This is a genomic window from Streptomyces shinuiensis (genome assembly GCF_043660855.1).
GTDB lineage: Bacteria > Actinomycetota > Actinomycetes > Streptomycetales > Streptomycetaceae > Streptomyces.
On record NZ_JBIHML010000001.1, the window covers coordinates 4,378,673 to 4,402,073 of the forward strand.

Sequence of the window (23,401 nt, forward strand, 5' to 3'; positions counted from 1 at the left end):
ATCGGTCCTCCTCGCCTCGGAGCTGTTTTCCCAACTCCACTGCATCGTCTGCCCCCGAGTGCGCAGCCGAACACAATCGAATCCGGTGATCCGGATTCCCTCGTGGAAGGGGAGTGGAATGCCACGAAAGTATGCAACGGCCTGTGGCATATGCGTGAAGAGAGCAGGCGGCCGGTGACCGTCAGGCGCGAGCATGATCGAATTTCGGGGAATCCACCGGAAGGAAGATCCACCACCGGGCGGCGGTGCGCAGGTGGCCGCCCGCCTACACTTGGCCCGGTGTTCGCCCCCCTCCACATCGACGACGAGCTGCGCGGCGCGCTCGCCCGCCTCCTCGACGGGCTGCCGCCCCGGCAGGCCGCCGCGGCCGTCGAGCGGCTGATCAGCGGCTACCGGGGGAAGGGCGCCGCCGGCGCCCCCGTCCTGCGCGACCGCGGCGACGTCGCCGCCTACGCCGCCTACCGGATGCCCGCCACCTTCGAGGCCGTCCGCGCCGCCCTGGACGCCCTCGCCGAGCGGGCCCCGGAGCTGGACCCGGCCACCCACCTGGACGTGGGCGGGGGAACGGGCGCGGCCGTGTGGGCCGCCGCCGCGGTCTGGGGCGACGGCGCCGAACGGACCGGGGAAACCCGGGCCACCACCGTGCTGGACCGCTCCGAGCCCGCCCTCGCCCTCGGCCGCGAGCTGGCCGCCGGCTCCGGCTCGGCCGCCCTGCGCGGGGCCGCGTGGCGGCAGGAGCGCATCGGCGCCGCGCCGGGGCTGGACGCGGCCGATCTGGTCACCGTCTCCTACGTGCTGAACGAACTGCCCGAGGACGCCCGGCACGCGCTGGTCGACGCCGCCGCCGCGGGGGCCCGGCGGGCGGTGGTGGTCGTCGAGCCGGGCACCCCGGACGGCTACCGGCGGATCATCGAGGCGCGCGGCCGGCTGACCGGCGCCGGACTGCGCGTCCTGGCCCCCTGCCCGCACAGCGGCGCCTGCCCGATAGAGCCCGGCTCGGACTGGTGCCACTTCGCCGCCCGCGTCAGCCGCTCCTCCCTCCACCGGCGGGTGAAGGGAGGGACGCTGGCGTACGAGGACGAGAAGTTCTCCTACGTGGCCGCCGTCCGCCCCGGCGCGGACGGCGGCGATCCGGACGGCGACGGCCCGGACGGGACGCCCGCCGCGGCGCGGATCGTGCGCAGGCCGCAGATCCGCAAGGGCCAGGTCCTGCTCGACCTGTGCACCGGGCCGGACGGCGAACGCGGCGGGCTGCGGCGCGAGACCGTCACCAAGCGCCGCGGGCCGGCGTACCGCGCCGCCCGGGACGCGCACTGGGGCGACACCTGGGACGGCGGGCAGGACGGCGGGCAGGACGGCGGCGGGGACTGACGGCCCCGAGCCGGCCCGCCCGCCCCCGGCGGCCCGGATCAGCCGCGCAGCTCCGCTGTGCAGCACTTCACACTGCCGCCACCCTTGAGCAGCTCCCCCAGATCGACGCCGACCGGCTCGTAACCGCGCTCGCGCAGCGGCCCGAACAGCCCCACCGCCGCCTGGGGCAGCAGCACATGGTGCCCGTCGCTGACCGCGTTCAGGCCGAAGGCGCGGGCGTCGGCCTCCCCGGCGGTGACCGCGTCGGGGAAGAGCCGGGCCAGCACCGCCCGGCTGCCGGGCGAGAAAGCCTGCGGGTAGTACATGACGGCGTCGTCGCGGGAGTCGTCCAGCACGCACAGCGCCGTGTCCAGGTGGTAGAAGCGCGGGTCCACCAGATCCAGGCCGACGACCGGGCGGCCGAAGAACTCCTGGGCCTCCGGGTGGGACAGCGGACTGCTGCGGAAGCCGCGCCCGGCCAGCAGCCAGGAGGCGGTGACGGCGAAGTCCCCCTCGCCCTCGTTGACGTGCTCCGGCTCGCGCACCCGGGTGAAGCCGTGCGCCCGGTACCACTCCCGGTGCACCGCGGCCTCCCGTGCCCGCTCCGGATGGGCGAATCGGGCGCCCAGCACCCGGCCGTCGACGACGAGCGCGCCGTTGGCGGCGTACACCATGTCGGGCAGCTCCGGGTCGGGCACCAGTTCCTCGACGGTGTGGCCGAGCGAGCGGTAGGTGTCGCGCAGGGACTCCCACTGGGCCACGGCCAGCGGGAGGTCCACGGGCTTGGCGGGGTCCATCCACGGGTTGATGGAGTAGGTGACCGCGAAGTGCGCCGGTGGGCACATCAGGTAGCGGCGGGGTGTGTGCACGGAGGGCTCCTCACAGGATCGCTGTGTGCCGGAGGTGTCGCACTGTGTCAGCACATGGTCCACCCGGCCGGGCCTCCCTGTCCTGCCCGGGAGGAGGATTTCCACTGCACGGAGCAGGACCGTCCACCGGCGGGCCGGGCTGTGACCATCGCGACCACCGTTCGATTACTCATCGGGGTCGCGGAAGGAGCAGGATGGAGACGGCCGTTCGGGATCCTCGGATTCCGCCCGGCCGAAGGCGCTCGGTTTCGTACCCTCGAAACCCACGGCTCCGGTCGCGCGTGGTGCGGTACGCGATCTCCGCTCCCCTCCCGCGAGGAGGGGCTCTCCGAGTCGGAGGTCGCCGCCCGGCCCGCCCCGACGCCCCGCGAGACCGGCCGAGCACCGCAAACCAGGGAAGTGATTCCCCCACAGGCCGAGGCCGGTGGTTCCAGCGCTAGGAGTCCGATGGAACGCGAAAGCAGATTCTCCCGGTGGCTGCGCCGACGCTCCCGCGGCGGCGCGCACGCGAGCGCCGCGCAGGAAGCGGCCCGCGTCCGGGAGGACCTGCTGCTGACGGCCGCCGCCGCGGGCTTCCCCCTGGCACCGGCCGCGCACCCCGAGGGCTACGGCTGCTCCTGCGACCGGATCGGCTGCCCCACCCCCGGCCGCCACCCGGTCTCCTTCGCCTGGCGGACACAGGCCACCACCGACCCCGAGCAGATCGCCCGCTGGGCCGCCGGCCAGCCGTCGGCCAGCTTCGTCACCGCCACCGGCCGCACCCACGACGTGCTGGACGTGCCCGTGGGCGCGGGGCGGGCCGCGCTGGAGCGGCTGGAGGCCGAGGGCGTCGAGGTCGGGCCGGTGGCGGTGTGCGGCACCGGCTCCCGGACGGGGCGGATGCTGTTCTTCACCGCCACCCGCGGCACCCCGGACGACGAGGACGAGTGGTGGCCGTGCGAGCTGGACTGCCACCCCGAGACCCTGGAGGACCATCCGGGCCTGCGGTGGCACTGCCGCGGCAGCTACGTGCTCGTACCCCCCGCCCGGCTGCCCGGCGAAGGCTCCGAGCCGGCGGTGGGCTGGCTGCGCGCCCCCGAGCGCCCGCTGCCCGACCCGCTGACGATGCTGGAGGCGCTGACGGACGCGTGCGCCGCGCACGCGCAGGAGGAGCCGGACCACAGCGCCCCGTGGCCGGTGCGCTGACACGCCGGGGAGCATGCCACCACCGGGCCGCCGGGGCCGCCGCCGGGCTCACCCGCCCCTGGCGCCCGTCAGGCGCTGGAGGCGGTACACCAGTGCGACCCGCGGATCGCCGGCGCCGGCCGGAGGCACGGCCGCCGCCTGGAGGCCGAGGCGGACGTACGTCACCGACTGCCGCGGCGTGCCCTCCATCAGGGCCTTGACGTAGGGGTCCTTGACCTGCGGCTTGTAGCCCTGGGGCACGGTCTGCCGCATCTGGTGGTGGGTGGTGAAGAAGACCAGCGCCCCGCCGTCCTCGGTGCGCAGCCCCACCGGCGCGAACCGCGCGTCCCGGGCCGGGAGGTCGGCCCACTGGGTGCGGGCGCCCGGGTTCGCCGCCGTCTTCCTCCGCTCCTGGCGCAGGCCGCTGGTGGCCGGGCCGTCGGCGAAGGCGTCGCCGCCCTCGCGCAGATAGTCCGTGTACGCCTCGCCCAGGTCCTCCGGCGCGACGGCCAGCCGGGCCGACGCGCCGGCGGGGACGGCCTCGACGTGGCCCTCGCCGTCCTCGGTGAACTCCGGCACGGCGGAGGCGTCCAGCACCGACAGGTACGACGCCTTCCACCTCTCCTCGACACCGTCGCGGGTGAAGACCAGCAGCCAGCGCCTGCCGGGGCTCTGGCTGGAGGCGGTGTCGGCGACGAAGAACTTCGGCCAGCCCGCCTGCCGCGGTATCAGGAAGCGGGCGTCGGTCAGCTCCAGGTCCCGGTGGTCCGGGTCGCCGTCCGGGTGGACGACGCGGCGGGCCCGCAGCCCGGCCTGGTCGACGGCGCCCAGCGCGCCCGTCTCGATGGTGGTGTTCAGGGTGGCGTCATGGGTGCGGTTGGCCTCGTTGTTGGTCTCGGCGAAGTGGTCGAGGACCTTCGCAGCCTCCGCCTCGGTCACCGCCGGGACCACGGCCCTCTCACCGTGCACCGTGACGCAGCCCGGCAGTGCCGCCAGAGCGGCCAGCGCCGCCGCGAGCACCAATGCACCCCTGAGCCCACGCGCCTTCGTCCGCACTCTCCTCGACCCCTCCCGGACCATCACGCGGCTTCTCCGGCCCGAACCCTACCGGTGCCCCGCGGAGGCCGGGCGACGGGATGGGCCGGGGGCGGGGCGGACCCGGCGCACGCCGAACCCGGCCCCGCCCCGGGCCGGGCTCGGGCCGGCTCGGGGCGGGGCCGGGAGCGGTCACACCGGCCGCGTCACGGCACGCGTCACGGCCGGTGCTCAGGACACCGCGCAGGCGGCGCCGTCGAGCGTGAACGCGTCGGGGGCGGTGTTGGAGCCGTTCCAGGTGCCGGTGAAACCGATGGTCACCGAGCCGCCCGCCGGGATGTGCGCGGTGTACGAGGCGGGCTCGACGGTGACGGCCGCCCCGCTCTGGCCGGGGACGCCGCCCCACATGTTGGTGACGGTCTGGCCGTCGGCGAACCGCCAGCCCAGCGTCCAGCCGCTGATCGCGGAGGTGCCGGTGTTGCGGAGGACCACCTCGCCCTGGAAGCCGCCCTGCCACTGGCCGACGACCTTGTAGCCGACCGAGCAGGCGCCCGGCGCGGGATCGCCGCCCCGGCTCGTGGTGACGTCCACCGCCGCCGAGCGCTCGGAGCGGTTGCCGGCCGCGTCCCGCGCGTACACGGCGAAGGTGTAGGAGGTCTCGGCCGTCAGACCGGTGATCTGCGCCGAGGTGCCGGTGACGCTGCGCACGGCGGTCTCGGAGGTGCCCTCGACGCGCACCACGTCGTAACCGGTCACCCCGGTGTCGTCGAAGGAGGCCGCCCAGGACAGGGTGACGCCGCCGGAGGTCACACCGGAGGCCACCGGGGTGCCCGGCCGGGTGGGCGCGGTGGTGTCGTCCGGGTCGCCGGGGCCGCCGTAGACGGTGGCCTCCCGCGCGGTCGCGGCGATGCCGTTCGCGCCGTTGAACAGGCGCTCGCCCCAGCTCGTCATGGCGTCCGGGTCGAAGCCCTCGACCATGTCCAGGTACTCCACGCCGCCACCGTTGCCGCTCCAGGACCAGCCCAGGTAGCCCAGGCCGAGCTGCTCGGTGGTGGCCAGGATCGCGTCCTCGTCCGGGTTGCCGTCGCTGTGGTCGTGACCGAACTCGCCCACCAGGACCGGCAGTCCGGCGTCGGTGAAGCGGCCCAGGTAGTCGCGCACCTCGGCGGCGGTGTCGAAGACGCCGTACATGTGGACGGAGAACACCGTGTTGCGGTCGGGGTCGGCGGCGAAGACCGACGCGGCGTTGTCGCGCATGGTGAACGACCAGTCCTGGCCCCAGTTGGGGGCGTCGACCATCAGCGCGTGGTCGAACCCGGCGTCACGCAGCTTGCGGATGGCGGCGCTGGTGTCGTCGGCCCAGCTCTGGTAGCCGCTGTTGCCGTGCGGCTCGTTGCCGATGTTGACGACGATGTAGTCCTCCTGGCCCTCCAGCGCGCTCTTGACGCTGATCCAGTAGTCGGCCGCCTGGTCCAGGGAGGCCGCACCGCTCTGCTCGCCGTAGCCGGTGGTGTCGTGCACCTCCAGCACGCAGATGAGGCGGTTCGCCCTGCACTCGGAGACGACGTTCGCCACGTCGGAGGCGTCGTTGCGGGTCCAGCGGTCGCCGCTGCTGAGCACGACCCGGACGGTGTTGGCGCCCTTGGCCTTGATGTGGGCCAGGGAGTCGAGCTCGCCGGTGTACCAGGTGTGGGCGTGGTTGACGCCCCGCATCACGAAGTCGTTCCCGTTGCCCTCCAGCAGGCGCCCGCCGCCGACGTGGAGGCCGGTGGCGGCAGTGCTCCCGGTGGTCCCGGACGCGGCCTGCGCGGACTGGCCCAGGCCGGACAGCGGCAGCAGTAAGCCGAGCAGGGCGCCCGAGACGGCGGCCCTGCGGGTGGTGCGTTGTCTCATCTGTCACTCCAGTGAACCGTATGTCCGACAACGATGTCAGACCGGCTGGGCGCGAGCGCCCGCGGTCTGGCGTGGAAGCGCTCCCAATCAACCGCCGCCGCCGATGCCGCGTCAAGGGGTGTGACACGGATCGGTTCCGGAACCGTCACGCGCTGAGCGGGAACTCCTCGCCCAGCTCGCGGAAGACGGCGGTGTTCAGCGCGAAGGCGCGCCGGCACTCCTCGGCGATCCGCTGCTTCTCCAGATCGTCCGCCGGCACCGCGTCCAGCGCCGCCCGGTACTCGCGCTTGAACGCGGCCGGGTTGTCGATCCCCTCGAAGACGTAGAAGCGCACACCGTCGCCCTTGCGCGCGAAGCCCCAGGTCTTCTCGGCCTTCCCCCGGATGATCTGGCCACCGGACAGATCGCCCAGATAACGCGTGTAGTGGTGGGCCACGTAACCGCCCGGCCACCGGCCGGCCAGCTCGGCGATCCGCCCGGCGTACGCGGCCGTCGCCGGCAGCGGGGCCGGCGACCCGCGCCAGCCCTCCCCGCCGTGCAGATGGGTCAGATCGCGCTCCAGAGCGGCGGTACGGGCCAGCTCGGGCCACAGGAACGGTCCCGCCACCGGATCGCCGGCCAGCCCCCGGGCCCCGTCCTCCAGGGCGCGGTAGACGAACCAGAGCTGCTCGGTGTAGCGCCGGTACGCCTCCACCCCCAGCCTGCCGTCCAGCAGGGCGCCCATGAACGCGGAACCCTCCGCCTCCGTGTGCTGCTGCCGGGAGGCCTCGCGGATGAGGACGGAGAACGGAGTCGTGGCGGACGCGACCAAGGCGGGCCTCCGGGGGGCAGAGGGGGAGGGGGCGGCACCACCGGGACGCCGCCGGACCCGACCGATTCTCGCCGACCGGGCACGCAAGTCAACATCTTGCCGACGGCTTGTCGGAAAACCGTCAGGGCAGGGTCAGGATCTCCGCCCCCGAGCCGGTGACGACGAGCGTGTGCTCGAACTGCGCCGTCCGCCTGCGGTCCTTGGTCACCACCGTCCAGCCGTCCTCCCACATCTCCCACTCGTGGGTGCCCAGCGTCAGCATCGGCTCGATGGTGAACGTCATGCCCGGCTTCATCACCGCCGTCGCCCGCGGGTCGTCGTAGTGGGGGATGATCAGCCCGGAGTGGAACGAGCTGTTGATGCCGTGCCCGGTGAAGTCGCGCACCACCCCGTAGCCGAAGCGCTTGGCGTACGACTCGATGACCCGGCCGATGACGTTGATCTGCCGGCCCGGCCGCACCGCCTTGATCGCGCGGTTCAGCGACTCGCGCGTCCGCTCCACCAGCAGCCGCGACTCCTCGTCCACCTCCCCGCACAGGTAGGTGGCGTTGTTGTCGCCGTGCACACCGTGGATGTACGCCGTCACGTCCAGGTTCACGATGTCGCCGTCGCGCAGGACGGTGGAGTCCGGGATGCCGTGGCAGATGACCTCGTTGACCGAGGTGCACAGCGACTTGGGGAACTTCCGGTACCCCAGCGTCGAGGGGTAGGCGCCGTGGTCGCACAGGTACTCGTGCGCGACCTCGTCCAGCTTGTCGGTGGTCACGCCGGGAGCGATGTGCTTCGCGGCCTCCGCCATGGCGCGGGCGGCGATCCGCCCCGCGATCCGCATCTTCTCGATCGTCCCGGAGTCCTGTACCTCGGGACCGGTGTACGGCGTCGGGGCGTCCTTGCCCACGTACTCCGGACGGGGGATCGAAGCGGGCACGCCGCGGTGCGGGGAGAGGGTGCCGGGAACGAGAAGCGACTGGCCAGACATGTGCGCGAGTCTAACCGTGATAGGCGACGCCCCGGCGGGGCAGCATGGATCACATGGCACTGTTCAAGCGCAAGGCGACCGGCAAGTCCGGCGAGTGGTTCTACTGCCTCACGCACCACACGGTCGAGGAGGGCCCCCAGTGCCCGGCCAGGGAACGCCTGGGCCCGTACGCGTCCCGCGCCGAGGCCGAGCAGGCGATGGACACGGCCCGCGAGCGCAACGAGCGGTGGGAGAACGATCCGCGCTGGAACGAACCCGCCCCGCGGGACGAGACGGAGTGAGCGGCGCGCGGCGCCGCCCCCGTCCACCGGCGTGACCCGCCACCGCGCCTGTGCGGGCCACAGGCCCGCACCCGGGGCGCGCCACTGTTCCGCCCGCAGCCGGGCGACGGCGGGAGGGGACGGGGAGGGGCGGACGTTCCGGACACTAAAGCGTGATTTGCGGCCAATCGCTGGTCCAGGCAACGGTGTGCGGCAACGGCCGTAAATCATGCCGTCCGGAATGTTCGCCCCGGACCGGCCCCGACCCCCGCACGCACCCGGCCCCCACCGCACCCGCACCCGTACCAAGCTCAGATGTCGGTGAGCCGCACCCCCGCGTGCGCCCTGTACCGCCGGTTGACCGAGATCAGGTTGGCGACCAGCGACTCCACCTGGTGCGCGTTGCGCAGCCGGCCGGCGAACACGCCGCGCATCCCCGGGATGCGCCCCGCCAGCGCCTGGACGACCTCGCAGTCGGCCCGCACCTCCCCGAGCACCATCACGTCGGTCTCGATCTCCCCGACCTCCGGGTCCCGGAGCAGAACGGCCGACAGATGGTGGAAGGCCGCGGTCACCCGTGAGTCCGGCAGCAGGGCGGCGGCCTGCTCCGCGGCGCTGCCCTCCTCGGGCTTCAGCGCGTAGGCGCCCTTCCTGTCGAATCCGAGCGGGTTGACGCAGTCCACGACGAGCTTGCCCGCCAGCTCCTCGCGCAGGCTCTCCAGGGTGGCGGCGTGCCCTTCCCACGGCACCGCGACGATCACCACGTCGCTGCGGCGCGCGCACTCGGCGTTGTCGGTGCCCTCCACGCCCAGGCCCAGCTCCCCGGCCGCGGCCCGTGCGCGCTCGGCGGTCCGCGAACCGAGGACCACCTTCTGGCCGGCCCGGGCCAGCCGGTACGCCAGGCCGCGGCCCTGGTCGCCGGTGCCGCCCAGCACGCCGACCACCAGGCCGGAGACGTCCGGCAGCTCCCAGGGGTCCTTGGCGGGTGCCTTCTTCGGGGCGTCTGCGGAAGCATCGTTCGAGGTCATGATCCGATCCTGCCAGGGTTTACGGGGTGCGGTGCGGTGGGGGCCGGGTGCGTGCGGGGGTCGGGGCCGGTCCGGGGCGAACATTCCGGACGGCATGATTTACGGCCGTTGCCGCACACCGTTGCCTGGACCAGCGATTGGCCGCAAATCACGCTTTAGTGTCCGGAACGTCCGCCCCTCCCCGTCCCCTCCCGCCGTCGCCCGGCTGCGGGCGGAACAGTGGCGCGCCCCGGGTGCGGGCCTGTGGCCCGCACAGGCGCGGTGGCGGGTCACGCCGGTGGGCGGAGGCGGCCCCGGCGCGGGGGGTGCGGGGGCGGATGGGGGACAATGGGGACCGTCGTAGATGCCGCAACTCCAGGAGCCCGACCTCATGGCCCCCTCGTCCCCGACCCGCCGACTCCCTCTGTTCGCCCTGGTCGTCTGCGGCCTCGCCGTCGTCGCGGCGGTGGTGTCCTTCGCGCAGGGGGCCTGGCCGGTGGGGATCGTCTGGGTCCTGCTGGCCGGGCTGGCGTCCAACATGGCCTGGTACTACGTGCGCCGCGCCAGGCTGGAGCGGGCCGCGACCGAGGCGGGCGGCGTCAGTAGGGGATGAAGACGTCCTGGGGCTCGCCCTCCCAGAAGCGGAAGTACCGCAGCCCGTGGGCGACCTCCTGCCAGGAGACGCCCAGAGCCGCCATCACGGCGTCGACGCCGTCCCAGAAGACGGCGTTGACCTCCGGGATCCACAGGCAGGCGAAGACCGCGAGGAGACCGAAGGGCGCGAAGGGCTCCACCTGGCGGCGGGCCCTGTGCGAGAGCCACGGTTCGATGACGCCGTAGCCGTCCAGGCCGGGGACGGGCAGGAAGTTGAGGATCGCGGCCGTGACCTGGAGCATCGCCAGGAAGGCCAGCGCGCAGCGGAACGCGACCGGTGCGCCGTCCAGCAGGCCCAGCAGGAAGGGCGCGACCAGCGCGAGGGCGAGGGCGGCGTTGACCAGGGGGCCGGCCGCCGAGATCAGACTGTGCTTCAGCCGCCCGCGGACGCGGTCGCGCTCGATGAAGACCGCGCCGCCGGGGAGGCCGATGCCGCCCATGATCACGAAGACCACGGGCAGGACGATGCTCAGCATCGCGTGGGTGTACTTGAGGGGGTTGAGGGTGAGGTAGCCCTTGGCCCCGACGGATATGTCGCCGCCGTGCAGCGCGGTGCGCGCGTGCGCGTACTCGTGCAGGCACAGGGAGACGATCCAGGCCGAGACGACGAAGAGGAACACCGCGAGGCCGGTGTTCACCGCGTACTCCGCCCACACGCCCCAGGCCGACACCCCCATGACGGTGACGAGCCCCAGGAACACGGGGCTGACCTGTCTGTTCATGGGGCCAGACCGTACCCGGCGCGGTTGCCGGGGCACGAGCCGGGGCCCGTGCCCCGGTCGGCCTACTGCGCGCTGATGTCGATCGTGCGCCGCTTGCCCTGGGGCGACTTCGGGACGCGCACGGTGAGCACCCCGTCGGCCAGGTCGGCCGAGACCGCCTCGTCGTCGATGTCGTGCGGGACCATGGTGCGGTAGGAGAACCTGCCGGTGCGGTGGCCGAGCACCTTCCCGTGGTGCTCCTCCTCGAGCTCGCCGGTGATGTGCAGCTCGTTGGCGTCCAACTCCACCGAGACGTTCTCGCGCGGAATGCCGGGCAGCTCGGCCCGCACCAGATAGGAGTCCTCGGTCTCCTCCTCCTCGACCAGCGGCACCCAGGGCCGCTCACCGGTGGGCGTGGTGCCCTGCTGGAAGAACCGGCCCACCTCGGACCACAGGTTCTCGAACTCGCTGCGCGGGTCGCGCCAGCCCCAGCCCGGCTGCTGCCGTGCCGGACGCTGCGTGCCCTCTCCGCGCCGTACTGGCATCTTCACGGGAGTGCCTCCCTCCTCGTCGCCTGTCCGTGCGCTGTGGCGGGTATCCGGGCATGGCCGAACATAACGGGCGGCCCGCCGACAGGGCCGGTGGAAGGCCGTCGGCGGGCCGCCGCGGGGAGCCGGTGGCGGGCCGGTGGGGGAGGGCCGGCCCGCCACCGGTCAGTGGAAGGTGTGCTCCTCGGCGGGGAAGGCGGAGCCGACCACGTCCTGGGCGAACCCGCGCGCCGCGTCGCCGAGCGTCTCGCGCAGCCGCGCGTACTGCTTGACGAAGCGCGGCATCCGGCCCGACGTCATGCCGGCCATGTCCGTCCAGACCAGCACCTGGGCGTCGCAGTCCGGGCCTGCGCCGATGCCGATGGTCGGGATGCTCAGGCAGCGGGTGACCTCGGCGGCCAGTTCGGCCGGCACCATCTCCATGACGAGGGCGAAGGCGCCGGCGTCCTGGGCGGCCTTGGCGTCGCGCAGGAGCCGGTGGGCGGCCTCGTCGCCGCGGCCCTGGACGTAGTAGCCGCCCATCGCGTTGACCGACTGCGGGGTCAGGCCCAGGTGGGACATCACGGGGATGCCGGACCGCACGAGCAGTTCGGTCTGGGCCAGCGAGCGTTCGCCGCCCTCCAGCTTCACCGCGCCGGCGCCGGCCTCCTTCACCAGCCGGGTGGCGTTGCGCAGGGCCTGGACGGGGCCCTCCTGGTACGAGCCGAAGGGGAGGTCGGCGACGACCATCGCCCGCCGGGTGCCGCGTACGACGGCGGCGGACATCATGGCCATCTGCTCCATGGTGACGGGCACCGTGGTGTCGTAGCCGAGGTGGCAGTTGCCCGCCGAGTCCCCGACGAGCAGGACGGGGATGCCCGCCTCGTCGAAGACGGACGCGGTCATCGCGTCGTACGCGGTGAGCATGGGCCACTTCTCGCCGCGCTCCTTGGCGGCGGCCAGGTCCCTCACGGTGATGCGTCGCTGCTGCGTTCCGCCGTACAGCGCCTTGCTGCTGCCGTCGGCCGCCTGCTGGGCATGCGTCATTGAGCCGGCTCCTGTGTTCGTCGTCTCGAGGCGCCCTCACGGCGTCCCCGGATCCGCGTCCATGGTGGCACCACCGCAGGGCGGGAGGGAAGGGGGCCGCTGTGGTGCGACACGGGGGAGCGCGTAACGATACGAGACGGGATCGTATCGTAAATGTCCTAATCTGTGCCGATGGGTACAGTAAGTTCCGAAGTGCCACCGAATCCGGCGGTCCCGGAGGCCGTGCACCGCAGACGCTGGGCGATCCTGGCCGTCCTGATGCTCGGTCTGCTGATCGTCGTACTGGACAACTCGATCCTCAACGTCGCGATGAAGACCATCGCGACCCCGCCCCCCACCGGCCTCGGCGCCACCCACAGTCAGCTGGAATGGGCGGTGAACTCCTACACGCTCGTCTTCGCGGGGCTGCTGTTCACCTCGGGCCTGCTCGGGGACCGCTACGGGCGCAAACGGGTGCTGCTGGCGGGCCTGGTGCTGTTCGGCGCCGGCTCGGTGCTGGCCGGGCTGTCCGACTCGCCCGGCGAGCTGATCGCCTTCCGCGCGCTGATGGGCGTCGGCGGCGCCCTCGTGATGCCCTCCACGCTCGCCGTCCTGATGAACGTCTTCGAACGCGACGAGCAGCCCAGGGCCATGGGGATCTGGACCGGGGGCGTCGGCGTGGCCATCGCCGTGGGGCCGGCCACCGGCGGTGTGCTGCTGGAGCACTTCTGGTGGGGCTCGGTCTTCATGGTCAACGTGCCCATCGTGATCGCCGCGCTGATCGCGATGGCCCTACTGGTCCCCGACTCCAGGGACCCCGCGCCCGGCCGCCCCGACCTCCCGGGCGTACTGCTGTCGGTCGTCGGCCTGGTGCTGCTGGTGTACGGCATCATCAAGGGCGGGCAGCTCGCCGACTTCACCGACCCCGAGGTGCTGCTCACGGTGGGCGGCGGCCTCGTCGTCCTGGCCGGCTTCGTGCTCCACGAGAGGCGCAGCCGGCACCCGGCCCTGGACGTCCGGTACTTCCGCGAGCCCGCCTTCTCGGCCGCCGTCACCGCCGTGGCGCTGGTGTTCTTCGCGCTGATGGGCGTGACGTTCTTCATGGTCTTCTACACCCAGAGCGTGCGCGGCTACACCCCCTTCCAGACCGGCCTGCTGCTGCTCCCGCTCGCCGCCTCGCAACTGTTCTTCGCCCCCCGGGCCGAGCTGGCCGTAAGACGCTTCGGCGCCCGGGCCACGTGCACGGCCGGCCTGCTGGCGGTCGCCGCGACCATGGCGGCGTTCCTGCTGCTCGGCACCGACACCCCGATCTGGGTCCTGGAGGTCCTCTTCGTCGTCCAGGGCGCCGGGATGGCGCACGTCACACCGCCCGTCACGGTCACGATCATGCAGTCGCTGCCGCGCGGGAAGGCCGGTTCCGGCTCGGCGGTCAACAACATCTTCCGGCAGGTCGGAGGTGCGCTGGGCGTCGCGGTGCTCGGCTCGCTGCTCTCGGCGGTCTACCGGGGCCGGATCGACGGTGAGCTTGCCGGGGTGCCGGGACTGTCGGAGGGTGCCCGGCACGCGGCGGGCGAGTCCATCGAGGCCACCCGGGCACTGGCCGAGCGGATGGGCGCGGCGGGCCGGACGCTGACCGAGCGGGCCGACGAGGCGTTCGTCCACGCCATGCACATCACGGTCGTGGCCTCCGCCGCCGTCGCTCTGGCCGGTGCGGTCGTCGTCGCGCTGTTCATGCCCGGCAGGCGGAGCGCGCCGGGCGGCCCGGACGCGGAGCGGGGGCCGCGGGAGCAGGGCGGGAAGGGCGAGGGGGAGGGGCGCGGAGAGCCGGAGGGGGCCGGCGTGCCCGGTCCGGGGCGTGAGCGGGGTGCCCTGGAGGCAGGGGCGGAGCGGTGAGGGAGGAGGGGGCCGGGGTGGTGCGCGGCAGGCCGCGCAGCGCGGCCGCGCACCGGGCGATCATCGCGGCCGCCCTGCGGCTGCTGGAGCGCGGGGCCGGCGTCGGCGCGCTGTCCGTGGAGGGGATCGCCCGTGAGGCGGGCGTGGGCAAGGCGACCGTCTACCGCCGCTGGCCGGGCAGGGACGAACTGCTGCTGGACGTCATGCGGGCCCTGGACGAGCCCCAGGTCGCGGTGCGCGGCCACTGCGTGCGGGAGGACCTGGTGGAGATCCTGGAGGGGCTGCGGCGCAAGGGCCTGGCCAAGCGGGACTCGGCGCTGCTGCGCACCATGATGAGCCACTTCCACAGCCATCCGAGGCTGTGGCAGGAGTACCACGGCACCGTGATCCGCGCCCGGCGCGAGACGCTGCACGCGGTGCTGCGGCGCGGCGTGGCCGAGGGCGGGATCCGCGCGGACCTGGACGTCGAACTGCTGGGGGAGCTGTTCGTCGGGCCGATGCTGTCGCGGGCCCTGCTGCACGAGTGGAGGGAGTTGCCCGAGGGGCTGTCCGAGCAGATCGTGGACGGGGTGCTGGACGGTGCCCGGCCGCGCGGCTGAGCGGGCCGGGTCCGGCTTTCCGGGGGAGCGCCGGGGTGCCGGGAGCCGGGGTGTTCCCGGTGGTTCCGCGTGCGGGCGGGTGTGCGTGCATGCGGGCCTGTGCGCCGTGCCGGAATGTGCGTGTTTCGTTACAGTGGCGGGTGCTGCCGAAAGGTCAGGAACCCGCCACAGGACCGCGTTCGTCCTGGCAGACGTACAGGTGTACGGGCCGCCCGGTGCGGCCGGCACGCCCAGCAAGCAAGACCGGCCGCCGCCCGGGACGCCGGACCGGGGCGGCGGCCTCGCGATGACGGCAAGTGAGGACGGCGGATGGCACGGGCGTACATGACCGAGGCGGAGTCGGAGACGACGCGGGGCGCGGTGGACGGACGCCCCGGCCCCGCCCCCTCCGCCGCCGCCCGGCTCCGGCGCGCGATCGCCCGGGCGGGCGGCGAGGGCCGGTGGCGCCGCGGCCTGCTGCTGGCCGTGCTGGCCGTGCTGGCCGCGATGGTGATGGCGCTGCACTCCCGGGTGCCCAACCGGGTCGGCAACCTGGGCAGCCTGCTGGAGACCTTCCTGCCGTGGGCCGGTCTGGCGATCCCCCTGCTGCTCCTGGCCGCGCTGCTGCGCCGTTCGGCCACCGCGCTGGTGGCGCTGCTGCTGCCCGCGGTGGTCTGGGCGGACATGTTCGGCGGTCTGGTCACCGACAAGCGCGCCACCGGCGGGGACCTGACGGTGGTCACCCACAACGTCAACGCCGACAACCCCGACCCCGCCGGTACGGCGCGGCAGTTGGCGCGCAGCGGCGCCGAGGTGCTGTCCCTCCAGGAGCTGCCGGGCCGGTCGGTGGCACAGTACGAGAAGGCGCTGGCGGACGCCTACCCCCACCACGCGGTGCTGGGCACGGTCGGGCTGTGGAGCAAGTACCCGATCGACGACGCCCGGCCGGTGGACATCGGGATCGGCTGGACCCGGGCGATGCGTGCCACCGTCGCCACGCCGAGGGGGGACGTCGCCGTGTACGGCGCGCACCTGCCGTCGGTGCGGGTGAGGTTCGAGGCGGGGTTCACCGCCCGCCAGCGCGATGTCGCCTCCGACCTGCTGGGCGAGGCCATCGTGGCGGAGCCCGTCGGACGGGTGGTGCTGCTGGGCGACCTCAACGGGACGATGAACGACCGGGCGCTGGCGTCCGTCACCTCCCAGATGCGCTCCACGCAGGGTGCGGCGGGTGACGGGTTCGGGTTCAGCTGGCCCGCGTCGTTCCCGATGACCCGGATCGACCAGATCATGGTGAAGGGGGTCGAGCCGGTGTCGTCGTGGGCGCTGCCACCGACCGGCAGTGACCATCTGCCGCTGGCGGCGTCGGTGAGCTGGTAGGGCCCGCGGGTCCCGGAGGACGGCCCGCCCCGTGCGGGGGCGGGCCGTCCGCTGTTCGTGGCACGGCCGTCACCTATTTGTTTTGCGCCGGAACAAAAAGCTGCGAGACTTGCCCGTGTCCGGGGCGGACCGGTTCCGCCTCCCGCGTCCCGCTGCGCGTACACCCTCCGCGTCGAAAGGCTCTCCCATGCCCCTGGCCCTGCTCGCCCTCGCGGTCGCGGCCTTCGGGATCGGCACCACCGAGTTCGTGATGATGGGCCTGCTGCCCAACGTCGCGGACGACCTGGGCGTCTCCGTGCCCACCGCCGGCCATCTCGTCTCCGCCTACGCCATCGGCGTCGTCATCGGCGCCCCGCTCCTGGCCGCCGTCGGGGTCCGCGTCCCGCGCAGGCGGATGCTGATCGCCCTGATGGGCCTGTTCACCCTCGGCAACCTCGCGTCCGCCCTCGCTCCCGGATACGGCACGCTGCTGGCCGGACGGGTGCTGGCCGGGCTGCCGCACGGCGCGTTCTTCGGCGTCGGCGCGGTCGTCGCCGCCCGCCTGGTGCGGGAGGGCCGGCAGGCGCGGGCCGTGGCCACGATGTTCCTGGGGCTGACCGTGGCCAACATCGTCGGTGTGCCCGGTGGTACGGCGCTGGGCCAGCAACTGGGGTGGCGTGCGACGTTCCTGGTCGTCACCGTGATCGGGCTGGCCGCGATGGGGGCGCTGGCGGCGCTGGTGCCGTACCTGCCGCTGGAGCGGCCAGGCGGTGGTGCGGGGGATGCCGGTGGCGGTGCCGGTGCCGGTGCCGGTGGCGGTGGCGTGGTGCGTGAGCTGCGCCGTGAGGTGCGGGCGCTGGGGGACCGGCAGGTGCTCCTCGGGCTGCTGACGGCCGTCTTCGGGTTCGCGGGCGTCTTCGCCCTCTACAGCTACCTCGCCTCGATGGTCACCGAGGTCACGGGGATGGCCGAGTCGTCGGTGACGGTCGTGCTGGCTCTCTTCGGCGTCGGCATGACGCTGGGTGCGCTGGCCGCGGGGCCGCTGACCGACCGTGCGCTGCGGCCCACGCTGTACGGGGCGCTGGGTGCGCTGGCGCTGGTGCTGGTGGCGTTCCGGTTCACCGTCCACGTGCCGTGGGCGGCGATGGCGACCGTGGTGGTGATCGGTGCGGTGGGGTTCATGACCACCACACCGCTGCAGATGCTCGTGATGGAGAAGGCGCGCCACGCGCCGACGCTCGCCGCGGCCTCCAACCACTCCGCGTTCAACCTGGCGAACGCGGGCGGTGCGTGGGCCGGTGGCACGGCCATCGCGGCGGGCTGGGGGTGGACGTCCCCGGCGCTGGTGGGCGCGGGCCTGGCGGTGGTGGGTCTGGCGATCGCCGTGGTGGCGGGGGTGCTGGACCGGGGGGCGTCATCCGGGCGGCGGTCGCGGGTGGTGGCCCGCGGGGCGGGCGCGCGTGAGGCGGGTGCGCGCGGGGTCGGTTCGCGGGAGGAGGCGGCTGGCCGGGGTGGGGCCGGGGTTCGCTGAGGGCGGGTTCCGCCGGGGGCGGCGGGGCGTGCGGGTGCGGGGGCGGGTGCGTGCGGGGGTCGAGGCCGGTCCGGGGCGGACGTTCCGGACGGCATGATTTACGGCCGTTGCCGTGCACCGCTGGCTGAAGCGCCTATTGGCCACAAATCACGCTTGAGTGTCCGGAACATCCGCCCCTTCCCGTCCCCTCCCGCCGTCGCCCGGGTGCGGGTGGGCGGCCTCTGCCCGGTTCTCTTCCGTCGTCGTTCGGGTGCGGGTGGACAGCCCCTTCCCGTTCCCTCCGGCGGTCGGCCGTCCGGCGGCCGGGTCCTCGCTGGGGCGGAACGGGCGGGGTCCGGAGTCCGTTGTTCTCCGGCGGCGGGCGTCCGGCGTGGTGGGGGCCGGGGTCAGCCGGTCTCGCGCCAGCGGTTGGTGATCGGCAGGCGGCGGTCCTTGCCGAAGCCCTTCGCGGAGATCTTCGTGCCCGGCGGGTACTGCCGCCGCTTGTACTCGGCGGTGTCCGTCATGCGCAGGACGCGGGTGACGGTCCTCTCGTCGAAGCCCTCGGCGATGATCTCCTCCCGCCCCCGGTCCAGGTCCACGTACAGCTCCAGGATCCGGTCCAGGACGTCGTAGTCGGGGAGGGAGTCGGTGTCCACCTGGCCCGGGCGCAGTTCCGCACTCGGCGGCTTGGAGATGGAGTTCTCCGGGATCGGCGGGGCCTGGCCGCGCTCGGCCGCGGCCTTGTTGCGCCAGCGGGCGAGGCGGAAGACGGTGGTCTTGTAGACGTCCTTGATCGGGCCGTACGCGCCGACCGAGTCGCCGTAGAGGGTCGAGTAGCCGACCGCCAGTTCGGACTTGTTGCCCGGCGCGAGCACGATGTGGCCCTCCTGGTTGGACAGGCCCATCAGCAGGGTGCCGCGCAGCCGGGCCTGGAGGTTCTCCTCCGCCAGGCCGGTGAGGTGGAGCGAGTCCATGTACGCGTCGAACATCGGGGCGATCGGCACGGTGCGGAAGTTGAGGCCGGTGCGGCGGGCCGTCTCCGCCGCGTCGTCCTTGGAGTGCTCCGAGGAGTAGCGCGAGGGCATGGAGACGCCGTACACGTTCTCCGGGCCGACCGCGTCGCAGGCGATGGCGGCGGTGAGGGCGGAGTCGATGCCACCGGACAGCCCGATGAGCACCGAGCGGAAACCGTTCTTCAGGACGTAGGCGCGCAGGCCCGTGACGAGGGCGGTGTAGACCTCCTCGTCGTCGTCCATGCGGGGGGCCTCCGCGCCGGTGACCTGCGGCTCGTACGCGGGGAGGGGGGCGGCGGAGAGGGTGCGGTGGTCGATGCGCAGGCCGTCGGAGACGTTGCCGGAGGGGGGTTCGGGCGCGGCGGCGGGCAGGTCGAGGTCGAGGACGACGCAGCCCTCCTCGAACTGCGGGGCCCGCGCGATGACCTCGCCGCCGGCGGAGACGACGATCGAGTCGCCGTCGAAGACCAGGTCGTCCTGGGCGCCGACCATGGCGAGGTAGGCGGTGGTGCAGCCGGCCTCGCGGGCCCGGCGGCGTACCAGGTCCAGGCGGGTGTCGTCCTTGTTCCGCTCGTAGGGGGAGGCGTTGACGGACAGCAGCAGGCCCGCCCCGGCGGCACGGGCGGCGGGCACCCGGCCGCCGTCCTGCCACAGGTCCTCGCAGATCGCCAGGGCCACGTCGACGCCGTGCACCCGGACCATGGGCAGGGTCTCGCCGGGAACGAAGTAGCGGAACTCGTCGAAGACCCCGTAGTTGGGGAGGTGGTGCTTGGCGTAGGTCAGCACGACCTCGCCACCGTGGAGGACGGCCGCGGCGTTCCGGGGCGCTCCGGCGGGCTGGCCGTAGCGGGGCTGGGCCTCCTCCGCCCGGTCGAGGTAGCCGACGACCACGGGGATTTCGCCGAGCCCCTCGCCGGCCAGGCGGGCGGCGAGGGCGGTGAGGGCGGACCGGCTGGCCCGGACGAAGGACGGGCGCAGGGCCAGGTCCTCGACGGGGTAGCCGGTGAGCACCATCTCGGGGAAGGCCACGAGGTGCGCTCCCTGCTCGGCCGAGTGCCGCGTCCAGCGGACGACCGCGTCCGCGTTTCCGGCGAGGTCGCCGACGGTGGAGTCGATCTGGTTCAGGGCGAGTCGTAGCTGAGGCACGCGGTCAGTCTAATCGTCTTAGTGACGTTATCCGGAGGAGCCTGTTTCGCGGTCTTCACCGGGGCAAGGGTTCGGCGGACGCACGGGTGTACGAGGGCGGGCAAGGCCGGAACCGGCCGTTCTCCGCCGGGGCCGCGACGGAGGGGGCGAGCGGCGCGAACACGCTTCCGCAGTCCGGTCCGGCATGCGAGGACGCCGGCGGCATGGGGATCCCCGGGCGTTCGGGAGGCGGAGAACCTCACGAGAAGTCCTGAGTGTCCCCGCCGTGATCGGGCTTGATCGCGTCTCGCCCGCTCTTGTCATGTACCCATAACCTCTCGCCGCGGCCGGAGGAAACGCCTCCTGGCCGCCTCCGGGAGGATCACCGATGCGCTCGTTCGTCCGTATGTCCAGGCGAGTCACCACTCGTTTCCTCGGCATCGCGGTCGTGGCCGGAACCATGGCCTTCGCCCCGATGTCCCCGTCCGCCGCCGGCACCGCCGAGGTCTCCGCCGCGCCGCACTCCGAGGAGTGCGTCGAAACAGCAGGCGGCGCCCCCGCCTCCGCCCGCGTCGTCCGGCCGCACGGCGGCGAGGGCCCGGCCCATGAGCCGAACGACGTCAGCCCCGAACAGGCCCGCAGGATGGACGCCGACCTGGAGCGCAAGCTCAAGGAGCTGGGCGGCCACAGACGTCTGGGAGCGGCCGCCTCCGTCACCGTCCCGGTCTACTTCCACGTGATCCACGACGGCGACACCGGCAAACTCACCGCCACGGACGTCTCCCGGCAGATCGACGTCCTGAACGACGCCTTCGGCGGCCAGGGCACGGACAACGCCCCCACGCCCTACACGTTCAGCCTCGCCGGAACCACCTACACCGACAACGCCTCCTGGTACCGCGGTCTGGAGCCCGGGTCGGCCGAGGAGAGGGCGATGAAGTCCTCCCTGCGCCAGGGCGGGGCCGGAACGCTCAACTTCTACACCGCCAGCCTGGGCCAGGGCCTGCTCGGCTGGGCCACCTTCCCCAGCTCGTACCGGAGCAACCCGGCCGACGACGGCGTCGTGGTGCTGGACACCTCGCTGCCGGGCGGCTCCACGGCCAACTACAACGAAGGCGACACGGCCACGCACGAGGTCGGCCACTGGATGGGCCTCTACCACACCTTCCAGGGCGGCTGCAACGGCAAGGGCGACTACGTCTCGGACACCCCGGCCGAGGCGAGCCCGGCCTACGCCTGCCCCGAAGGGCGGGACTCCTGCACCCGTTCGTCCGGCCTCGACCCGATCCACAACTTCATGGACTACACCTACGACTCCTGCATGGACCGCTTCTCCACCGGCCAGGTGGCGCGGATGAACGACCACTGGGCCGCGTACCGCGGCTGACCCGTGACCCGCATCGGCCCGCACCCCGCCCCGGGTGCGGGCCGACGCGGGCGGAAACGGTTGCCGCGGGGGCGGGGAGCAGTCAGTATGGGAGCGCTCCCAGCGTGAGCGGGCGGAAGGAGGGGCGTGGTGACGGAGGGCGGCGGGCCGTTCGTACGGCCCTACCGGCCGCAGGACCGGGAGGCGGTGTACGACGTGTGCGTGCGCACCGCCGACGCGGGCGGCGACGCGCGGGGGATCTACCGGAACCCGGACCTGATGGGCGACCTCTTCGCCGGGCCGTACCTGTGGCTCGAACCGCGTCTGGCCTTCGTGCTGGACGACGGCGGGCGCGCGGCCGGGTACGCGATCGGCACCGCCGACACCGCCGCGTTCGCCGGGGCGTTCCGCCGTGAGTGGCTGCCCCGGGTGACCGGCGGGTACCCGAGGGCGCGGCGGCCGGCCACACCGGACGAGTGGATGACCGAGCTACTGTACACGCCCGAGCGGATGGTGCTGCCCGAACTCGCCGGCCACCCGGCGCACCTCCACATCGACATCCTCCCCGAGCACCAGCGCGCGGGGCACGGGAGGGCGCTGATGTGCACGCTGCTGGACGCCCTGCGCCGGGAGGGGGCCGGGCACGTCCATCTGGGCATGCTGACGGTGAACACCGGCGCACGGCGCTTCTACGACCGCCTCGGCTTCCGCGAGCTGGCGGTGCCCGACGCCGGGCCGCTCACCTATCTGGGAAGGTCCACGGACACCGGGTCGGCGTAATGTGACGGTAACCCCTCACCGTGATACTGGTGTGCGGGCCGCTCCTTCCCCGGGCGGTACGGGGAAGGGCCGTCTGACCAGCGAGGATGGGTGACCATGGACAAGCAGCAGGAATTCGTGCTCAGGACGCTCGAAGAGCGCGACATCCGGTTCGTCCGGCTGTGGTTCACCGACGTGCTCGGCTTTCTGAAGTCCGTCGCCGTCGCGCCGGCGGAGCTGGAGCAGGCCTTCGACGAGGGCATGGGGTTCGACGGGTCCGCGATCGAGGGCTTCGCCCGCGTCTACGAGTCCGACATGATCGCCAAGCCCGACCCGAGCACGTTCCAGATCCTGCCCTGGCGCGCCGAGGCCCCCGGCACCGCGCGGATGTTCTGCGACATCCTGATGCCGGACGGCTCCCCCTCCTACGCCGACCCCCGCTACGTCCTCAAGCGGGCCCTGAACAAGACCTCCGACCTGGGCTTCACCTTCTACACCCACCCCGAGATCGAGTTCTTCCTGCTCAAGGACAAGCCGGTGGACGGCACCCGGCCCACCCCGGCCGACTCCTCCGGCTACTTCGACCACACCCCGCAGCACGTCGGCCAGGACTTCCGCCGCCAGGCGATCACCATGCTGGAGTCGATGGGCATCTCGGTGGAGTTCTCCCACCACGAGGGCGCTCCGGGGCAGCAGGAGATCGACCTGCGGTACGCCGACGCCCTGTCGACGGCCGACAACATCATGACGTTCCGGCTGGTGATGAAGCAGGTCGCGCTGGAGCAGGGGGTGCAGGCGACCTTCATGCCCAAGCCGTTCTCGGAGTTCCCCGGCTCCGGGATGCACACCCACCTGTCGCTGTTCGAGGGCGACCGCAACGCCTTCCACGAGTCGGGCGCCGAGTACCAGCTCTCCAAGGTCGGCCGCTCCTTCATCGCCGGGCTGCTCAGGCACGCAGGGGAGATCTCCGCCGTCACCAACCAGTGGGTCAACTCCTACAAGCGCATCTGGGGCGGGGCCCAGCGCACCGCGGGCGCCGGCGGCGAGGCGCCCTCCTACATCTGCTGGGGGCACAACAACCGCTCCGCGCTGATCCGCGTGCCGATGTACAAGCCGGGCAAGATGGGCTCCACCCGCATCGAGGTGCGCTCCCTGGACTCCGGCGCCAACCCCTACCTGGCCTACGCGGTGCTGCTCGCGGCCGGGCTGAAGGGCATCGAGGAGGGCTACGAGCTCCCGGCCGGCGCCGAGGACGACGTGTGGGCGCTGTCGGACGCCGAGCGCCGCGCGATGGGCATCGAGCCGCTGCCGCAGAACCTGGGCGAGGCGATCGCGCTGATGGAGCGCAGCGAGCTGGTCGCCGAGACCCTGGGCGAGCACGTCTTCGACTTCTTCCTGCGCAACAAGAAGCAGGAGTGGGAGGAATACCGCTCGGAGGTCACCGCCTTCGAGCTGCGCAAGTCCCTGCCGGTGCTGTAGCGGGACGGCGGTACGGCGGGTCGGTACGGCGGCAGCGGCGAGA

Annotated in this window: 21 protein-coding genes; 11 read left to right on the forward strand and 10 right to left on the reverse strand. The window is 73.1% G+C overall.

The window, feature by feature from the left end; all coding sequences use genetic code 11:
- Positions 1-279 precede the first annotated feature (279 nt).
- Positions 280-1,371, forward strand: coding sequence for a small ribosomal subunit Rsm22 family protein (locus tag ACGRHY_RS19895; protein ID WP_394636672.1), 1,092 nt, complete (start codon positions 280-282; stop codon positions 1,369-1,371).
- A gap of 38 nt (positions 1,372-1,409) precedes the next feature.
- On the opposite strand, the gene ddaH is transcribed toward ACGRHY_RS19895, so the two are convergent.
- Positions 1,410-2,270 carry a dimethylargininase gene (gene ddaH / locus ACGRHY_RS19900; RefSeq protein ID WP_394638126.1) on the reverse strand — a complete coding sequence of 287 codons (861 nt, stop codon included), beginning with the start codon at positions 2,268-2,270 and terminating at the stop codon, positions 1,410-1,412.
- A 396-nt stretch (positions 2,271-2,666) separates the two neighbouring features.
- Between ddaH and ACGRHY_RS19905 the strand changes: the two genes are divergently transcribed.
- A complete protein-coding gene (locus tag ACGRHY_RS19905) occupies positions 2,667-3,404 on the forward strand; it encodes a bifunctional DNA primase/polymerase (protein WP_394636673.1) in 738 nt (245 codons plus the stop codon).
- A 48-nt stretch (positions 3,405-3,452) separates the two neighbouring features.
- On the opposite strand, the gene ACGRHY_RS19910 is transcribed toward ACGRHY_RS19905, so the two are convergent.
- The 4 genes from ACGRHY_RS19910 to map form a co-directional block, all read right to left on the reverse strand.
- Positions 3,453-4,439, reverse strand: coding sequence for an SCO2278 family lipoprotein (locus tag ACGRHY_RS19910; RefSeq protein WP_491630966.1), 987 nt, complete (start codon positions 4,437-4,439; stop codon positions 3,453-3,455).
- 210 nt (positions 4,440-4,649) lie between these two features.
- Positions 4,650-6,311 carry a cellulase family glycosylhydrolase gene (locus ACGRHY_RS19915; protein WP_394636675.1) on the reverse strand — a complete coding sequence of 554 codons (1,662 nt, stop codon included), beginning with the start codon at positions 6,309-6,311 and terminating at the stop codon, positions 4,650-4,652.
- A 145-nt stretch (positions 6,312-6,456) separates the two neighbouring features.
- Positions 6,457-7,122, reverse strand: coding sequence for a biliverdin-producing heme oxygenase (locus ACGRHY_RS19920; protein ID WP_394636676.1), 666 nt, complete (start codon positions 7,120-7,122; stop codon positions 6,457-6,459).
- Positions 7,123-7,243: 121 nt separating this feature from the next.
- The gene (gene map / locus ACGRHY_RS19925) at positions 7,244-8,101 is read right to left on the reverse strand and encodes a type I methionyl aminopeptidase (protein ID WP_394636677.1); all 858 of its coding nucleotides are present in this window, start codon (positions 8,099-8,101) and stop codon (positions 7,244-7,246) included.
- 53 nt (positions 8,102-8,154) lie between these two features.
- Between map and ACGRHY_RS19930 the strand changes: the two genes are divergently transcribed.
- The gene (locus tag ACGRHY_RS19930) at positions 8,155-8,382 is read left to right on the forward strand and encodes a hypothetical protein (RefSeq protein WP_394636678.1); all 228 of its coding nucleotides are present in this window, start codon (positions 8,155-8,157) and stop codon (positions 8,380-8,382) included.
- Positions 8,383-8,672: 290 nt separating this feature from the next.
- Here ACGRHY_RS19930 and npdG read toward each other — a convergent pair whose 3' ends face one another.
- Entirely contained in the window at positions 8,673-9,389 is a 717-nt protein-coding gene (gene npdG / locus ACGRHY_RS19935) for an NADPH-dependent F420 reductase (protein WP_394636679.1), read from the reverse strand.
- A gap of 370 nt (positions 9,390-9,759) precedes the next feature.
- Between npdG and ACGRHY_RS19940 the strand changes: the two genes are divergently transcribed.
- The gene (locus tag ACGRHY_RS19940; protein ID WP_394636680.1) at positions 9,760-9,981 is read left to right on the forward strand and encodes a hypothetical protein; all 222 of its coding nucleotides are present in this window, start codon (positions 9,760-9,762) and stop codon (positions 9,979-9,981) included.
- Here the strand turns inward: ACGRHY_RS19940 and ACGRHY_RS19945 are convergent.
- The 3 genes from ACGRHY_RS19945 to panB all read right to left on the reverse strand — a co-directional run bounded on the left by ACGRHY_RS19945 (position 9,968) and on the right by panB (position 12,297).
- Positions 9,968-10,744: a site-2 protease family protein gene (locus ACGRHY_RS19945; protein WP_394636681.1), complete on the reverse strand. Its 777-nt coding sequence runs from the start codon at positions 10,742-10,744 to the stop codon at positions 9,968-9,970. The two genes, ACGRHY_RS19940 and ACGRHY_RS19945, sit on opposite strands and share 14 nt — an antisense overlap.
- A gap of 62 nt (positions 10,745-10,806) precedes the next feature.
- Positions 10,807-11,268, reverse strand: a complete 462-nt coding sequence (locus ACGRHY_RS19950) for an Hsp20/alpha crystallin family protein (protein WP_394638127.1) — start codon at positions 11,266-11,268, stop codon at positions 10,807-10,809.
- A gap of 168 nt (positions 11,269-11,436) precedes the next feature.
- Positions 11,437-12,297 carry a 3-methyl-2-oxobutanoate hydroxymethyltransferase gene (gene panB, locus ACGRHY_RS19955; RefSeq protein ID WP_394636682.1) on the reverse strand — a complete coding sequence of 287 codons (861 nt, stop codon included), beginning with the start codon at positions 12,295-12,297 and terminating at the stop codon, positions 11,437-11,439.
- A 171-nt stretch (positions 12,298-12,468) separates the two neighbouring features.
- Between panB and ACGRHY_RS19960 the strand changes: the two genes are divergently transcribed.
- The 4 genes from ACGRHY_RS19960 (at position 12,469) to ACGRHY_RS19975 (ending at position 17,634) form a co-directional block, all read left to right on the forward strand.
- Positions 12,469-14,169: an MFS transporter gene (locus ACGRHY_RS19960; protein ID WP_394636683.1), complete on the forward strand. Its 1,701-nt coding sequence runs from the start codon at positions 12,469-12,471 to the stop codon at positions 14,167-14,169.
- On the forward strand, positions 14,166-14,768 hold the full coding sequence (locus ACGRHY_RS19965; protein WP_394636684.1) for a TetR/AcrR family transcriptional regulator: 603 nt from the start codon (positions 14,166-14,168) through the stop codon (positions 14,766-14,768). Before ACGRHY_RS19960 ends, ACGRHY_RS19965 begins: the two co-directional genes overlap by 4 nt.
- A 309-nt stretch (positions 14,769-15,077) precedes the next feature.
- Positions 15,078-16,124: an endonuclease/exonuclease/phosphatase family protein gene (locus ACGRHY_RS19970; RefSeq protein ID WP_394636685.1), complete on the forward strand. Its 1,047-nt coding sequence runs from the start codon at positions 15,078-15,080 to the stop codon at positions 16,122-16,124.
- 187 nt (positions 16,125-16,311) lie between these two features.
- Complete coding sequence (locus tag ACGRHY_RS19975; RefSeq protein ID WP_394636686.1) at positions 16,312-17,634, forward strand: MFS transporter; 1,323 nt, start codon at positions 16,312-16,314, stop codon at positions 17,632-17,634.
- Between the two features lie 386 nt (positions 17,635-18,020).
- Here the strand turns inward: ACGRHY_RS19975 and ACGRHY_RS19980 are convergent, their stop codons facing one another.
- Positions 18,021-19,775, reverse strand: a complete 1,755-nt coding sequence (locus ACGRHY_RS19980; RefSeq protein ID WP_394636687.1) for an NAD+ synthase — start codon at positions 19,773-19,775, stop codon at positions 18,021-18,023.
- 385 nt (positions 19,776-20,160) lie between these two features.
- Between ACGRHY_RS19980 and ACGRHY_RS19985 the strand changes: the two genes are divergently transcribed.
- The 3 genes from ACGRHY_RS19985 (at position 20,161) to glnA (ending at position 23,358) form a co-directional block, all read left to right on the forward strand.
- A complete protein-coding gene (locus ACGRHY_RS19985) occupies positions 20,161-21,141 on the forward strand; it encodes a zinc metalloprotease (protein WP_394636688.1) in 981 nt (326 codons plus the stop codon).
- 129 nt (positions 21,142-21,270) lie between these two features.
- Positions 21,271-21,900: a GNAT family N-acetyltransferase gene (locus ACGRHY_RS19990; RefSeq protein ID WP_394636689.1), complete on the forward strand. Its 630-nt coding sequence runs from the start codon at positions 21,271-21,273 to the stop codon at positions 21,898-21,900.
- Between the two features lie 96 nt (positions 21,901-21,996).
- Entirely contained in the window at positions 21,997-23,358 is a 1,362-nt protein-coding gene (glnA, locus tag ACGRHY_RS19995) for a type I glutamate--ammonia ligase (RefSeq protein ID WP_093852419.1), read from the forward strand.
- The last annotated feature ends 43 nt before the right edge of the window (positions 23,359-23,401 follow it).